The organism is Vibrio sp. T20 (genome assembly GCF_007858795.1).
In the GTDB taxonomy this organism is placed as follows: Bacteria; Pseudomonadota; Gammaproteobacteria; order Enterobacterales; family Vibrionaceae; genus Vibrio; species Vibrio satsumensis.
The window spans coordinates 1-14991 of record NZ_VFEB01000121.1 but is presented as its reverse complement, the minus strand read 5'-3'; the positions used below and the strand labels follow the sequence as shown (position 1 = coordinate 14991).

Below are 14991 nucleotides of genomic sequence, written 5' to 3'. Positions count from 1 at the left end.
AATATCCAAATGATCGAGCATTTTAAAAAAGCCAAAAAATTCGTTTAATCTTTATAAATAATTCAGTGGCCAGATTAGCAGCATTTAACAGTCTTGTTGGCACTCTGCATGAGCTTCACAACATTTGATTGATTACCCCAAGGTAAACATGCCTATCTCTGCACTTATAGGGGAGCTCGACATTTACGTGACTAAATTTGATGTAACCTTACGGCTATTTGATTTGCCATGATTGACTCTTGGGTTATCCCTTTTTCCAGTTCAGACATTATGGACTCTAACTTAGGGGGGATAAGTTTTGAGACACGATCCCAGTTTTGGTATTGGTCTGCAAACAAGTCTGAGCGACCATGTTCTTTGAGAGAACCCATAGATAAATTTGGTAGCAGCATATAAGTTGCTCCCGATGATAAAGCTAAAGAAATACCTTTAGGATCGCTGTCAAACCAAGCTATAAGCTCGACCTCTGGAAAAGCCAACGCAATTTCTTTTGATATTACTCCCGTGTCCTTGTCTCCTCGGTAAACAATAAGAGGATTAGAACCTATGTCGGTTTGTACTAATCTAAACTTAGAGAATGCTTCATAGTTTTCAACAATCACAACTTGGCTGTGCTCAATGCTCGTCAAATGACTTAGAGCTACCTCAATGTTCATGCCCTCTTGTAAGTCATATGATTTGCCATTTATGTTCGTGGACAAAATCCCATAAATTTTAATGACTTTGTCTTTGACAGGCCTTGAGCTTAGCTTCTCGTTTGGAAAGAACTGAGCCATATCCGTTCGAGAATCCGGGATAGAGTCAGTTAGAAGATCAAAGCCTGATTGCTCTTTGATCACCTTCCTGATTTGACGTATATCTCTAGGCGTCAGCTGCAAATTTTCTCCTCTAGCGCTCCCAACACTAAAGTCACGATGAAAAGTATCAAACACGCCACTCAGCGCTACACTGGCGCCTTCATTAACCTTCGCAGGAGAGAACAATTGCTTTAACCGATTTAAATCACTACCCGTTATATCATCAATAATTCTACTCACAATTTCCTCGCTATAGACACATCTTCTAAGTGAAGGTTGCCGTAACCTATATTGCTACCTTTTGCTAAATAGGTATAAGATCCGATAGGCTCAACGGTAAAGCCTTTGCTATCTTCGGGAAGCATTGAACTATGGAAATTAAGCACGCTAAATAACCACACGTCTTTAGCGCAAGTGAGCTGGTCAAGATCTTCCGGTAAGTCACTATTGATTTGCTCGTAATACTCCAAAGCGGAAATGCTGGTTTTTCCCTTACCAATAAAGGCTTCAGCAAAAAAGGTATCGCAATGTGAATCAATGTCCGCTTCAATCAGCTCTTGTATTTCAACATCAAGAGTCAATTCTCGTCGCTCAGCTTTTTCAACAACCGGAAGCTCTTCTTGTTCGGCGGGCTGTGCCGTGATTTTTTCAACAATATCGGCCAACTCAGGCTCTTGGTCCATATCATCAGGATTTGGGTGATGTGCAAATTGTATCGGCTCTGAAAGCCAAAACATCGGTATACCATCGTGCTTTGCTACCTCATCAGGCAAGATCAAATCGTCACTTGGTGTCCAGTGTGGCTCTTGATCAATAAACCGATCAAAGGCATTGATCAGGTCCTTATCGCGTTCGCGGTTACGATACTTCAGCATCAAAGCTCGGAGTTGAATTAGGATAGATCCTAGCTCTTGTTGGCAACTACGAATCGCACTGTGCATTTCAGCACAAAACAAGGTGTTGAGCTCTGAGTTATCTCCAGCCATTTCACTCAACAACTTAAAAGAGAAAGCTTTCATGCCAGTAACAAGCTTTTCAGCTTGCTCTATAGCAACTTGGTTCTCTTTTTGTTTTTGAGCGAGCGTATGGCCATAGCCAAAATCATAACTGATACGGTTTCTTAAGCGACGACAAGACTCTTGCAAGTCCATTGTGATTTCATAAACGACACCTTCAAGGCTATTAAACCTATCCGCCTCTTGTTCTCTTTTGCCATTTAATTTAGCTTCCAGGTATTCTTGCGCTAAGCCCTGAATTTCTGGAATGCGCTCAGCATGTTGAGTCCCGAGAAATGAACTTGCTTCCGTTTCAAGGAAGTAGTTCATCAATGCTTCCATCTTAGGGTGCACGCGGTAGCCGCGGCTTGTCACGATAACAACACGGGCTTCTTTTAATTTACGTAGGTCATTGGCGTTTTCATGAGTTTCACGTATCGTGCCATTTTCAAAAACATGCGTTAATGTGTCCTTTGCTTGGCTGATTAAGCGAAGCATGTGGTTAACACCACCATGTTTCCCATTGTTTTGAGGACTCATCAAAAGTTGAACTCCCCTTGGTTCTCGTTTGCTTTGTTAACTGTCTCAACGATCTTTTCATGCGTATCGATGAAATCGAGCACCTCGTAAACAAAGTCTAATTTTCCCGTCATCACATAGAGTTGGCGCTCTTTGTTTACTAAATGAGCCACCCCTTCTTTAACCAGAAATTCAACAACCACATTTAGTTTATCAGCTGCACTGTCACGCACTTTTTTTCGACTCACTTTTGGAAGTCGATAAATACTATCGAGTTTCTCCATCAAGCTAGGAGACGATTGGATTTGCGCACTCAGCACAGGCACATTTAACTCATCACCACCAACCATCACTGCTTCAACTTGAGCAGCCTCACTGACTGTCGCCACGAACTTAACCACAGGTCGAATGATACTGTGTACATTACTCATCAACGCGGTGACCTGACGACGATTGTGGTCGTCGATATTTTTATAGGTGACATAATAAGCGCTGGTTCTGCTCGTACATTGGAGCTCGCGGCCCATAAGAGTCAACGCTTCATTGATTTCTCGGCGTGTACGATCCTCTTTAAGCGTCTTGTAAGCTTCACGATCCGTTGCTGGGCAGATAAAGCTACCACTAAGTAAACACTCTAGGACTTGTGATACTGGCTTCATGCTTCTACTCCTGTGCTAGTTTCAGCGGCTTTAGCTAACGCAAGTTTGCTTACTTTAGGTTTGTTGAAAATGTTCTTGTAAGGCGTTAAGTGGTACAGGTACTTGAATAAATTGGCTGTACGGTTATTGCCATCTGGTTGAGCCGCGATAACATTGAAGTTATGTGCCCCCATCATTTTGAGCAGTTTGGCTTGGTTTTCTGCCGTCAGCTTACCAATCTCATCGGTTGGGTAAGTTATTGATAGTCGACTTGCTCCACGTTGTTGTGTCAGTAGTGCTAAATACAACATGGATTGAATGAGCAAGTTCGTACCATTACTGGCCAAATCACGCATATCTTTATCTGTTTTGGCCGTTTTACGCTGGTTGTTCTCGATGACTTCAAATTTGATATCAAACAACTCAGTAGGCTTCTTAACTTTCTCGGCACTAATATGGTACGACAGTGTACTTAAAGCGTTGAAAAACTCTTTGGTTGGTAGCTCAGCAGATCCCGTTTTATCCCACTCTTCGTAAATCTCAGAGAAGTTGATAATATCTTGCCAACCTTGCAGTTTGGAAAGTGAACTCTCAACGTTAATGTCAATAGAACCAACCACCGAGAACGTGTTATTGAGCTTTACTTGTTCAGAGATATTACGACCAAGTTTCTTAATATCACGATCGAAGCCAAGTAGCCGATGCTTGAAGTCAACGAGCATACGCCCCATGTTTACCGCGCTTTCAATTGTTATGCTGGTCACCTGAGGAATAATGTCATTCATGATGATTTCTAGAATATCTATTCGCTTAGAGTCACTAGCAACAATATCCTCTGTAATGGCGTTTCGGCTGCTTTCATTCCAGAAACGATACAGCTCCCCGTCACCAAGGTTGAGAGTGATAGTTTCCATCTGTTGTATATCTTTTTTACGTAGCTTAGTAAGGCTCTCTAACTCCGGGAGTTTGCTCTCTACATCACTCAAGAGTGAATTTAAATCGCCATTATAATCGAGTGCTTCTTGGCTGCCTTCTTCGCCCTCAAACATCACATAGTTAGTTAGGCGAGAGATTGCACTGTCAGCTCGCTGTTTGTGGTTTCTCAAGATAGAAAGCTTCTCATCAAACTCTTTTTTGGTTCGATGAGCTTTGGCTCTCAACTCTTTCAGTTTAGTTTCATAAGATTCAAACTCTTGATGCACCGTTTCAAGTTCTTTGACCTTAGTATTGCGATCGTCACGTCTCTTAGGATCATCCACTTCATAAACAGCAAGCCATATCTCATATTCTTTGATTTTATGAGACTTCACTTTTAAGTTTTTGATCTCATTATCAAGCAATTCAATTTCTTCTTTGTAGCTTTGATAGATTTCACCGCTAATACCTTGATCACTCAACCGCTGTTCATACTCCGTTTTGATGCGCTGTTTGTTCTCGCCCAACGTCAGAGTACTTTTTTCCAGTAGTTCATCTATAGCTCCGATCGTGAGATCAAGTGATGATTCAACATTGCTAATTTGAGTAAGCCTGTCGTTGTTTAGCTCTAATTTTGCTTCTTCAAAACGTTCAAGCGTCACTGAGATTTCCCTATCAATCAGGGCTATAGCTTTCTCAATCGATTTGATGTTTATATTAATTTTTTCGACTAAGCCCTCTTTTGCACGGGCAATCTCTATTTTCTTGTTTTTAAGGTTAACCTTAGTTTGTGATAGGTCACCCTCAGCGTTTCGCAGTTCATTGCGTAATCGTGATAACTCAAGCGTTGACTGCTTAACAGCAAAATCATTTTTCAAAATTTGCTTATTGAAATCAGCCTCTGCGTCTTCAAGCTCAACGATACGGTCCATCAAGTGAGCCTGCTCTTCCACATCAGCTTTGTTGGTGACACTACAATCTGCTAGGTTGCTCGTATCGATATATAAATCGTACATTGAACCTGAATCTTCAGTCATTGATGGTGTGAGTGTCGTGTCCATCAAAAGCTCATCGGTAAGAACACGACCAAGTGGAGAGCTTTGCCACCCCTGTCGATTAGCCTCCAGGAACGAGAACAAGGTTCCTGAATCTGGGTCTAATCGGTTACTGACTACTTTTAACCTGGTTTCGGCATCGCGCATATTTCGACGAGTGGCCTCTAATCTTTCGAGTAGCTTTTCACGTTTAGTTTGTAAGTTGACTCCTTCCTTCTCACTCAAAGTTGTCGTGTGTTTTAACGTGTCTACTTGTTCTTGTAATCTGTCCTTCTCAGACTCCAACAGCTCTCTCTGTTCAATGAGAAGCTCATCAATATCTGGGTTCTTTAGTCGCTGTTTTTGAGTGGCGAGTTCAGCTTTATGTTCCATAAGAGCCTGGGATTTATCCGCTGTAAAACTCGTATGGGTTTGGGTCAGTTCCTTTAACTGTGGCTGATATACATCGTCTATCTTGTCTTTTTTAACCTTGCACTCTTTCTCGGCATCAAGTTTTTGCTCTGTTAGGTCAGTCTTTTCTTTATTGAACTTACTAACAAGGTTTTGTTTGTCTTTCTCATACTTTGCTTTCGCATCATTTACCTTAGTTTCAAGATCGGCGTAACTTTGTCTTTGTTGTGCCACCCTGACTTCCATTTCTGGCAATTGCTTTAGCTTAACGGACAGTTCTGGATAACCACTATTTTCGTATGTTATAAGCTTGCTGTGATGTACTTCGATCTCAGAGTTAATACTTGTGATAGAGCGTTGAAGAGCGCTCTTTTGAACCTCTTTATCAAGCTTATCTTGATTAATTTCGCCAATCTGCTTGTCACTGTTTTCAAGAAAATCTGAGCGCTCGAGTTCGGTTTTCTTAAGAGATTCATCAAGGCTTTCAGACGCATCACGAATGGTTATTAAGGCACTTGCGAGCTGAGTGGTTAGATAGGCAATCTGCTTATTGTTCGCAATAGCTTCAATGAACGCTTCTTTTTTGGCTAGGAACGCTGTTAGGCCGTTGTAGTCGTCACACCATTGTTCAATTCTGTTTGCATCCACACCAAACTCTAATGTGCTATTTCCTTGCTCGAGGATATCCAGGAAAAGCGCCTTTGTGTCGGCCATATTGAATTCACCTTGAATCAACGCCGCTGTGATTTTTTCAATGTGACGGACATCATGACGACCAGAGCACAAAGAGTAGCTTAAGAACTGATTACTCAAATTCCCTGTATTAATGTTTTGGATAATTTCGCGGTACTCTTTGACGCTAGTAATACGCGACTCGTAATCCAAACCGTTGGCGTTCAGCTCCCCGGCCAGCTTTGTACAGCCGATAGCGTAAGGCTTGTCTTCGCTATCTTGTTTAATGATCACTGACTGCTCAAACTGACCTTTAACGAAGAGGTACACAATGCCACCTTTAGTACTAAGGTTTCGATAACAAATGATATGAGCAACTTGACCACGAGCAGTAATGTACTCGAAAACAATGTAACTATTGTTGTGTGGTAAATACCATTCTGCAAAGGGCTTATTGACATTCGATTTTCTGACGATCTGCGTACCAGTCGCTCCATAAAAGAACGGAATGAGCCTTAACAGTGATGTTTTGCCTTCTCCGTTACCGCCAGTGATCTGAGTGGGAGCGTCAAAAGAATACTCAGAAAACATCTTGTTTTTCTGATAAGAATTTATTGCGATAACTTTGGTCAATCCGGCATACATCATCGTATCTATCTCGAGTTATGTTGTTTTTCTTGAATGAAAATCAACCAGTTTGAATTTGTGGTCACTAAATCAGGTTACACCTTTCAATACCATCGACTCGCTCACAGTAAAGATTCCTGACTTTTCTTGCCCTTCTCAATATCCTCAATAAATATATGTACTTTTTCACTACATGTATATACTGTATACATCAACATGTAACATTTATGAGCACGAACATGAGTCAAGCAGATATCAAATGGGACCAACAAGTACGATTTCGACTAATTGAGATAATTGCTCTTTGGGAGGGTCGACTGACGACAAATCACCTATGTGATGCTTTTCACATAGGGAGACAACAAGCTTCTAGGGATATCAACAAGTACATTAGCTTAACTGACCAAGGTCAATTGATACTGGATAGAACAATTAAAGGCTATAGGCCAGCAGACAACTTTAAGCCTTTATTTACTCAAGGCACTGCTCATGAGTATCTACTTATGCTTCATCAGCAATATAACCAAGAAGAGACCTTCGAGTTCTTTAATTGGGGGGAAGCTCAATCGACCGTATTGAACGTTCCTGAAAGGGCTATATCACCAAGCATTGTTCGAGGATTAATTGCGGCAGCAAGGGCTAACCTTCGCGTCGATATTGACTATGTATCGCTCTCTACACCTGAGGTTCGAGGTCGAATTATTGCGCCTCACAGCTTAGTCTATGATGGGATCAGGTGGCATGTAAGAGCATATTGTGAAGAGAAAAATGAATTTCGAGATTTCGTGTTAAGTCGCTTTAGGAACGAACCTGACTTAATGGATAAGTCACCAAAAATGCGAGAACATGATGACAACTGGAACCATCAAGTTAAGTTAACGATTACACCTAATCCTTACTTGTCTGAGGAACAACAAGTTGTTGTTGCTGACGACTACGCTATGAAAAACAAGAAGATGGAAATAGTAACTCGTGGAGCTTTAGTCGATTATTACTTGCGACGTATGGGCGTAATGCAAGACCAAAAACTGCTAAAAGAACAACCAGAAGCCTATCAATTGACAGCCTTCTTTGACGAGAGTCTACCTAGATAAATCAAGGTTCGTTCGAGACAACCCGACAAGATTGGTGATGTTCTAGATGGAACATCACCTGTCTGTGCTAGCAATTAGAACCCGACTTTTTGGTATCACTTTCAATAAGAACACACTAACTCACTCACCCTTCTCCCGGTCGCCCTCGCTGATGTCATAAAACCTGTCATTTTCTAAGCTAATGAGGACAAGCATACTAACCTCTACATAGACCCCAAAGAGTATCTCAAATGACTCTACAGGCCATGTTGATAAGTCATCCAATTTAGGGGGGGGGCATTGACCATGATATCGATAGCGAATAAAACAAAGAGGTCTACCATGACACACAACTCAACAAAAATTGCACAAGCGCTTAAGGAGCTTTCTACAAGCTCCTCAAAAAAAATACAGAACGGTATTAAAATGCTGAAGGCAAACTATCGAGCCGAAGACAGGAAAATAACAGCTATTCAATTAGCTAAAGCTGCAGGGTACGAAAATTACATGACGGGTAATGAGCAGTACGGCAGCTTTGCTCATGAGCTAAGCCTTATCCTCCAGCACACACCTGAACAGCAAAAAAATGGAGTACCTATTTGGACATATACCATTTGTACAGCGGCTGATGAAACAAATATCAATGGTCACTTCACGTGGGTATTAAAAGATCAGGTGGCAGAAGCTCTAGAAGAGCTAAAATGGGTCACTCCTATCGCTCCAAACAACGTAATAACAGATTTAGAAATGATGCAGGCTCAGCTCGATACTTTGTCAGAAAAAGATAGAGAGATAACCATTCAAGCGCGTATCGGGCAAGGACTATTTCGATCTCGGCTCATTCACCATTGGACAAGTTGTTCGGTGACAGGATTCGATAACACGGATTTTCTTGTTGCATCCCACATCAAACCTTGGCGTGACTGCTCCGCATCCGAAGCGATAGATATGACAAATGGATTATTGCTTACCCCAAACTTAGATACTGCTTTTGATAAAGGCTACATATCTTTTGATCGTGATGGGCTGATTATGTTATCACCACAATTAACATCAAATGACGTCGAAAAACTGAATATTTCACCCACTATGAAGCTTCGTTGGTGCTTCCCCCAGCATGATCATTTTTTGCAGTATCATCGAAAACACATCTTTAGGAAAGACTCCTAATTAGTGGTTAGTACTTTTTGAGTCACTCTCCTAACGGCGAATGCTCAAGCCATAACTAGCATTTAGTGAAATGTGCCGCAATTTATATCATTACACTTTCTTTCTAAGATAGGTCAAACAATAAATAGATATCTTAGATATTGGAAAAGTAGAACTATGGCTAGTAATAGAAAGATAACCAACAATCTGATCCGAGGTTTTTCACTGTTCTTTTTGGTTTCAGTGATAGCTGTTTTATTTACTCTTTATATTAGTAGTTCCTATTCGACTGCAACAATAGAGGAGAAATTATCCAGTATAACTGGACTGTGGAACCTCCTACTTGGGCTTCCAATTACAGCGGCAGGAGCAATCATTGCCATTATGCTGGCACAAAAGTCTATCGACATCAGTAAAACACAAGAGCACTTAGAAGAACAAAGTCTTCAACTCAACTCGAAGCTAGCAGAATACGAATTCAAACAAAGCCTGACCTTGAAATGGGAAGAGTCCGTACACCATTACGTAGAATTGAACGAAGGGATTCAAGCGTTAACCGATAGCTTGAGTAAGCTAAGATATTGGCACCAGAAACCTAAGAATCACTTATCCATATATGGAGCCGAGCTGTCTTCTTCTACAACAGAAAATATTCAATTAGCATTCGATAATTATCAGACCGACGAAACTTCGGCAGAGAAATTACAAACAAAGATAACAGTTGGCTTTAATTGCTTTGACTGCCCTTCTCTCTCAATATCCAACAACGAGCTCGTGTTCGACGAAGATAAAAACAAAGAGCTTGCATTTGAGCACAACAAGTCCTTCTATGAGGAAGTCGGAGAGCAAGTGATAGCATCGCTGCATAAGGTAGAACTCGCACTCATAGCTATTAATAAATGTGGTTTTACTACAGAGCTATGGAAAGAAAAATACCGTCAGCACTTGGCTAACAATAGTTTTATGCTCGACAATGCCCTCAAACATTATGACGCCTTTAATTGCCAGTTATCGAATGCTTCTGATCGTCTAAAGTTTAATAGCGAAGTTTATCAAACCCCATTAAAAGCACTCGAAAAGGTTAGAGAATACAAACGAAACCTACAAACGCCTTCTTACTCAATGAAGCTTTTTCTCTTAACTTCAAACATTCACCCTGAAGCCAACTACCATAATAATTACTTATCTCTACTAGATTTTATCCCCATCAAGAAGAAAAATCGTCCATCATCTCACTTTTGCGGGTTGCCTGTTTCTGAAGATATCTGTACATCTTCAACACCTAGTCTATTTTGGGACGAGTTAGAAACAAACACTATAGTTCGAGTTGAACATTGGCACTCTACGGGGCTTTTGTTTTTCAAAGATATAGTACGAATGATGCCAAACGAAGATGATGTATTAAATTGGTCAAAACAACAATTTACGCTATCACCCCGCACTCAGGCTTGGATTAAGCAGGACTTATCTTTTGATATAAAAAACATTTTTCTTACCAATCAGGTTTTCGTACCCGTTCTACAAGATGAGCTTCTAGACGATATAGATTTAGGAAATGAGGAACATCAAATTGAACTCAACACCTCAGCTGAGGGGCTATTTTCACAATTTATAGCTTCTGCTGAATACGGTCGCTTCCTAACCGATTCATTTTCATCATATAGTTGTAAAAATATATCGCATAAAACTCATCAATATCGTAATCAATTAATGAAAAAGAGTTATGTCAAAAACTGGGAAGTTCGTCAGCCTAAGTCTACTGAAGACGAAATGATAATTGCTGGGTTTAAATCCCGTATTGATTTGATGTCAGAAGAAAAGAGCCAAGACAGTCCAAGCAGCCCTCCCAGTGGATTAAGGCACCGTCTTCGTAGCAATAGAAGAGTTGAAAAAGCCAGTCATAGTAACCACTTTAACGAATACGTGTTCGGATCTATCGTCTTATTTCCTAAGTTTAACGGCTACTGCGATATACTGGAGTTAGTTGGTAATCAAGAAAGATTGAACGACATATCTCTGGAACGAATACTGCTGTTTAAAGGCAAAACAGAAAATGACAACGGGCACCTTGTTATTGATATATCTAGCACCGATAAAACAATATTCAATGACGTGGATGTCGACGGTGTCGTTAAATGCTTAGAAAATGAAAATGCTGTATCACTCCCCATCCAAAGTTATGAATCATTGATAGTCACCGTATAAATGTTCTCGAGTAACTACTCTCGGGTTTAAAAATTAAGTTAATCGTTCTCGAACACAATAAATTAACGGCTGCTTCCAGAGCGACTGGGCATTACTCAGACCTTGGAAGCCGCCATAACGTCAGAGCAACACGACTTTCGTGAACAGTTACACCAGATATTCGCATTTAAATCAATCAGCTAAACGATCTAATCACATTAATTACAAAACAAACTGCTCTAATTTTATCTATAATGTCTTCTACAAATAGTCTACGCCTTCTTAACCCACCTGATTTCCAGTTAGGTTGTTTTCTATATACCGTTTCACATCACCTGCCTCGAAGTATTCCGCGATATCGAAGCAATCAATGGCTCTTTTTGGGAAAGGGCTACCAACCGGTACCGTATACGTTTTCTTCCAGTCTCCACTCTGTTCGATCATTTTCTTGAACAATTGTGACTCGTTAAGCTCCGCAGCCAGCATCAACGGCGTATAACGCATACCATCTTTTACCACTTCAATATTTGGATTGGCACCAGCATTTAATAGGATTCGAGCAATCTGGCGCATAGAAGAAGGTTTGGGGAAACGTGCCTGTACACGTTCAAATATAGCATCCATCATCGCGAGGAACCTTTGGTCCTGTTGTTGAGCACTCAAATGAGAACTTAACTCTGCATTGAATGGTGAGCTCGTCCCTGCGAATAGAGGCCTAAGTTGGTTCACTGCCTCTTCACGTGGCATCGACATAAGGCTTTCCTTGAACTTGCTCGGATTCTTAATCATTGCCAGCTTACCCAAACAAGCATACAGCGACGTTTGATATTCAATACTTCCCTTCAGATCGATAGTGATATCCTTGCTCATCGATAGCACCTTTTTCACGATATCTGGACGACCACTCTCGACCGCTGCAAACAAAGGGAAGTTCATTTTTCGCGTAGAGACTGTATTTAGAGTTTTCTCACTGTACGCATGTTCTGAGACAAGATTAAAAATTGAGTCGTCTAGTGGCGACGTCGGCTCACTAAAATCAAGATTCGCTAGAGCAATCAATAGTGGGGACTCACCCACTTCCGAAAGAGCATTAACACTTGCACCCGACTCAAGCAGATTTTCAACTTTCTCAACGTCGTTATCTAGACAAGCATAGATAAGTGGTGTTGTCTTTCGCTTAGCTCCCCCTTCTAGACCAATTTCAATTTTCTGACGTTTAGAGTTAGTGTGATCGGAAGAGTCGATCTCTTCTAGAACATAACCAACTTTTTGCTTGTATATTGTCCATTTAATTCCTGGGTAACAATGTTCATCAGGGAAGTAACGCTTAAATTCAGTGCGATAAGCCTCCACTTCGTTGTTCGCTAGAACCTGGTATTTTCCTGAACCTTCTTCCAGGTACCTTGCTGGCATCAGCTCATTGAAAAAGTAAATTTGTGCCGTTTTTAATCTCTTGAGAAAAACTAAATCTGGCCTAGCTTGGTGAGCGGCGACCAACAACGACTCTTTGATGATCTCTCCTAGCACTGCTTTTGAATGCTCCCGATACAAAGCCGCTGTAAACGCTTGCTGATAGTACTCGTTCGCTTCGGTTAGCTCCCCAGACCAAATCGAATGCCTAGCTTTGTACCAAAGTAGATAGTGATCAGCCTCTATCTCGCTAGGAAGCCCTTCTATCGCCCGCTCCAAATTTGCTAACCGCTTTTCAAACTCGTTCTTGTGAGACACAGACTTTGATGTATAACTGACTGCCTCGTACCACTGTTTCAATGAACTGACCTGTTCACAGAACTCATGATGGTTTGTACTGTCATTCTTGTTAGCATGCAGAAAGGTTTTTGCATGTGAAAGTGATACGTTAGTAAACGTCGAACATGATTGTATATAGCGAACAAAACGCGAGCTAATGATACCCCACTTTATCATTCTCCATGATTCGTCCGATAAAGCGTGATCAGCTGCGCTATCCATCCCCATCACAAAACGAAAAGAAGGTAGTTCAGTTCCATTCCACCACATTCGTAAGCGGTCCTTCATATCCTTATCATCGAAACAGCTTTGAAGTAATGGAAGCATATCCGGATTAAATAAGGTTAGCTCCATGTCATCTGGCAAACAGAGAGCTTTCCCTCCTTCCTCTTCATTCAAAAAGCAGCTCAGCACAAGGTTTTCAAAAAACTGGGTGCGCTCAAACAGTTCATTCGCCTGCTCAACAGAAAGAGAATCCAATGGATAGTTTTTCATCCAATGAGCATAACGTTTGAGTAAGTTAGACAAAAAGTTTTCAACTCTCGCTGAAATCTCGTCATCAAAGTTTTGTCTTATTGGGTTCAGAATGTTCAACGACAATACCGCGTGATACTTGTCGATGCTCAATTCTTCTACTTTGCAGCTATCATCAAGTTGCTTCGCAGCACGCCTGCTGTCATCTTCGTCACTAGCTGTTTTTACATCAAATGCAATAGCGACTTCTCGCAGTACGCACTGAATAGTGGGATACGGCTTAGCTCGTTTTTTGTGAAGCAGCTTCATTGCTGATTATCCTTAGAATGTCTTTCTTGAAGTTAATGTAAGCCCGTCGGTCACTGGGAGTGGAAGGTATGGTTATACGTTTACCTAAAGGTGATAACAATGCAATATGTTTGGTACCAGGGACAGCTGTCCAACAGCTCAATTTAAGTAATGAAAGTACAAACTTATTGATATCCTTATCTTTGCTCATTTTTCGCATATAAACTCCTTCATAGGGCCGTAAACCGACCCTATGCCAAAATTAGTTATTTAGAACGCTTATCTACGACACTCTGAGCTTTGGCTGCAAAGCTACCTTTAGGAATTTTGCCTCCATTGGCTTTCGCCGTGGTTGACTGTATGCGGCGAACATCAGTTTGCGTTAAAGGTTTCTTAGATTTCGTCATGGTATAGCTCCTGGTTGATTAAGACAGTTACATCTTAATAATCAGGACTATAAAAATCGGCGAGGTGATTGGAGAGAAAATATTTAAAAGCATATGACGTGTCTAGATCGTTTAAGGTCAAAAAGCAGACTAATGGTCTGAAAGACAGTCAGACATCGCCATACCTACACTACGGACCTAGACATTACCTTTATCTAATCAACAATATGTACTTAGAGCACCTCCCTAGCCATCTCCCCCGCTCTCCCCATCTGTTCAAAGCCCCAGACCTTATGCGCACGCCTTACTTCAACAAATTTACTGGCTCTCAACGCATCAACTTGTTGCCATAAATGACGGTTAGCTACTGGTTTCTTATCTGATTTGCGCCACCCTTTTGCTTTCCAGCTATCTAACCATTCATTGAACCCTTTCACACAATACTCACTGTTAGAATATAAACAGTCTCCATCCTTGGCATAAGCCATCGCTTCTATTAAAGCGATAAGTTCTAACTCTGAACTATCCGTAGTCCCACCTATCGACCAATTACTTTCGTCAACTAGCTGCTCATCATAGTTATAAACACTGATACCAACCCCACCCTGTAGGTTTGATGCATTTCCTTTTGATGTTGCGATACCGATATAGATTGCACAGTTTTCTTCGTTCATAGTCTTGTTCCTCTGTTCAAGTTTTGGCCTACCATTTTGGTAAGGCCCTAATTTGTGTCTTAGCGTTAATTCAGTTTAATGACTTGCTCTTTGAGCCAAGCGCATTTCCATCCAGTTGTTCACCTCTTCTTCTACCCAAGCAACCGCCCTATCTCCCAAGCTTACCGATACAGGAAAATTACCTTCGTCCATTTTTCTGTATATCGCCGAGCGGCTTAATGCGGTTTTCTCAATCACTTCTTTTAGCTTTAAAAATCTCATGGGACGTTCTCCTATGCCTGTGGTCCTCATGGGATAAGGAGATAGTGTTAAAAAAAATGAGGCTGGCTCGGCTTACTCTGATTCAAACCTTTTTGAGGTATATGTCATTAAAGTGAATGACCTAAAGCCTGATTAAAGGAGAACC

At 41.1% G+C, this 14991-nt stretch carries 11 protein-coding genes; 3 read left to right on the top strand and 8 right to left on the bottom strand.

Translation table 11 applies throughout. The features are described from left to right. Positions 1-191 precede the first annotated feature (191 nt). From FTW16_RS13655 to FTW16_RS13640, 4 genes are read right to left on the bottom strand one after another with little or no spacing between them, the layout of a single operon-like run. On the bottom strand, positions 192-1037 hold the full coding sequence (locus tag FTW16_RS13655; protein WP_146491446.1) for a hypothetical protein: 846 nt from the start codon (positions 1035-1037) through the stop codon (positions 192-194). Beyond that, the gene (locus FTW16_RS13650) at positions 1034-2332 is read right to left on the bottom strand and encodes a hypothetical protein (RefSeq protein WP_146491445.1); all 1299 of its coding nucleotides are present in this window, start codon (positions 2330-2332) and stop codon (positions 1034-1036) included. The genes FTW16_RS13655 and FTW16_RS13650 overlap by 4 nt, the downstream gene beginning before the upstream one ends. Further along, positions 2332-2970, bottom strand: a complete 639-nt coding sequence (locus tag FTW16_RS13645; RefSeq protein ID WP_146491444.1) for a hypothetical protein — start codon at positions 2968-2970, stop codon at positions 2332-2334. Before FTW16_RS13645 ends, FTW16_RS13650 begins: the two co-directional genes overlap by 1 nt. Further along, positions 2967-6629: an ATP-binding protein gene (locus tag FTW16_RS13640; RefSeq protein WP_146491443.1), complete on the bottom strand. Its 3663-nt coding sequence runs from the start codon at positions 6627-6629 to the stop codon at positions 2967-2969. The genes FTW16_RS13645 and FTW16_RS13640 overlap by 4 nt, the downstream gene beginning before the upstream one ends. Before the next feature lie 218 nt (positions 6630-6847). On the opposite strand from FTW16_RS13640, the gene FTW16_RS13635 reads away from it, so the two are divergent. The 3 genes from FTW16_RS13635 (at position 6848) to FTW16_RS13625 (ending at position 11035) form a co-directional block, all read left to right on the top strand. Continuing rightward, positions 6848-7702 carry a WYL domain-containing protein gene (locus tag FTW16_RS13635; protein WP_146491442.1) on the top strand — a complete coding sequence of 285 codons (855 nt, stop codon included), beginning with the start codon at positions 6848-6850 and terminating at the stop codon, positions 7700-7702. A 321-nt stretch (positions 7703-8023) separates the two neighbouring features. Then, positions 8024-8851: an HNH endonuclease gene (locus tag FTW16_RS13630; RefSeq protein ID WP_065100345.1), complete on the top strand. Its 828-nt coding sequence runs from the start codon at positions 8024-8026 to the stop codon at positions 8849-8851. A 156-nt stretch (positions 8852-9007) separates the two neighbouring features. After that, positions 9008-11035: a hypothetical protein gene (locus FTW16_RS13625; RefSeq protein ID WP_146491441.1), complete on the top strand. Its 2028-nt coding sequence runs from the start codon at positions 9008-9010 to the stop codon at positions 11033-11035. Between the two features lie 261 nt (positions 11036-11296). On the opposite strand, the gene FTW16_RS13620 is transcribed toward FTW16_RS13625, so the two are convergent. From FTW16_RS13620 to FTW16_RS13605, 4 genes are all read right to left on the bottom strand, one after another. Then, complete coding sequence (locus FTW16_RS13620; protein ID WP_146491440.1) at positions 11297-13546, bottom strand: ankyrin repeat domain-containing protein; 2250 nt, start codon at positions 13544-13546, stop codon at positions 11297-11299. A 245-nt stretch (positions 13547-13791) separates the two neighbouring features. Further along, on the bottom strand, positions 13792-13932 hold the full coding sequence (locus tag FTW16_RS24525) for a hypothetical protein (protein WP_017083504.1): 141 nt from the start codon (positions 13930-13932) through the stop codon (positions 13792-13794). Between the two features lie 212 nt (positions 13933-14144). Further along, the gene (locus FTW16_RS13610; RefSeq protein ID WP_146491438.1) at positions 14145-14585 is read right to left on the bottom strand and encodes an RNase H family protein; all 441 of its coding nucleotides are present in this window, start codon (positions 14583-14585) and stop codon (positions 14145-14147) included. Positions 14586-14660: 75 nt separating this feature from the next. Next, entirely contained in the window at positions 14661-14846 is a 186-nt protein-coding gene (locus FTW16_RS13605; protein ID WP_261383452.1) for an AlpA family transcriptional regulator, read from the bottom strand. Between the last annotated feature and the right edge of the window lie 145 nt (positions 14847-14991).

Excerpts from the sequence above, each read along its gene's own strand:
- FTW16_RS13605 (WP_261383452.1), bottom strand. The coding sequence starts at position 14,846 with ATGAGATTTTTAAAGCTAAAAGAAGTGATTGAGAAAACCGCATTAAGC.
- FTW16_RS13625 (WP_146491441.1), top strand. The coding sequence starts at position 9,008 with ATGGCTAGTAATAGAAAGATAACCAACAATCTGATCCGAGGTTTTTCA.
- FTW16_RS24525 (WP_017083504.1), bottom strand. The coding sequence starts at position 13,932 with ATGACGAAATCTAAGAAACCTTTAACGCAAACTGATGTTCGCCGCATA.
- FTW16_RS13630 (WP_065100345.1), top strand. The coding sequence starts at position 8,024 with ATGACACACAACTCAACAAAAATTGCACAAGCGCTTAAGGAGCTTTCT.
- FTW16_RS13610 (WP_146491438.1), bottom strand. The coding sequence starts at position 14,585 with ATGAACGAAGAAAACTGTGCAATCTATATCGGTATCGCAACATCAAAA.
- FTW16_RS13645 (WP_146491444.1), bottom strand. The coding sequence starts at position 2,970 with ATGAAGCCAGTATCACAAGTCCTAGAGTGTTTACTTAGTGGTAGCTTT.
- FTW16_RS13635 (WP_146491442.1), top strand. The coding sequence starts at position 6,848 with ATGAGTCAAGCAGATATCAAATGGGACCAACAAGTACGATTTCGACTA.
- FTW16_RS13650 (WP_146491445.1), bottom strand. The coding sequence starts at position 2,332 with ATGAGTCCTCAAAACAATGGGAAACATGGTGGTGTTAACCACATGCTT.
- FTW16_RS13620 (WP_146491440.1), bottom strand. The coding sequence starts at position 13,546 with ATGAAGCTGCTTCACAAAAAACGAGCTAAGCCGTATCCCACTATTCAG.
- FTW16_RS13640 (WP_146491443.1), bottom strand. The coding sequence starts at position 6,629 with ATGATGTATGCCGGATTGACCAAAGTTATCGCAATAAATTCTTATCAG.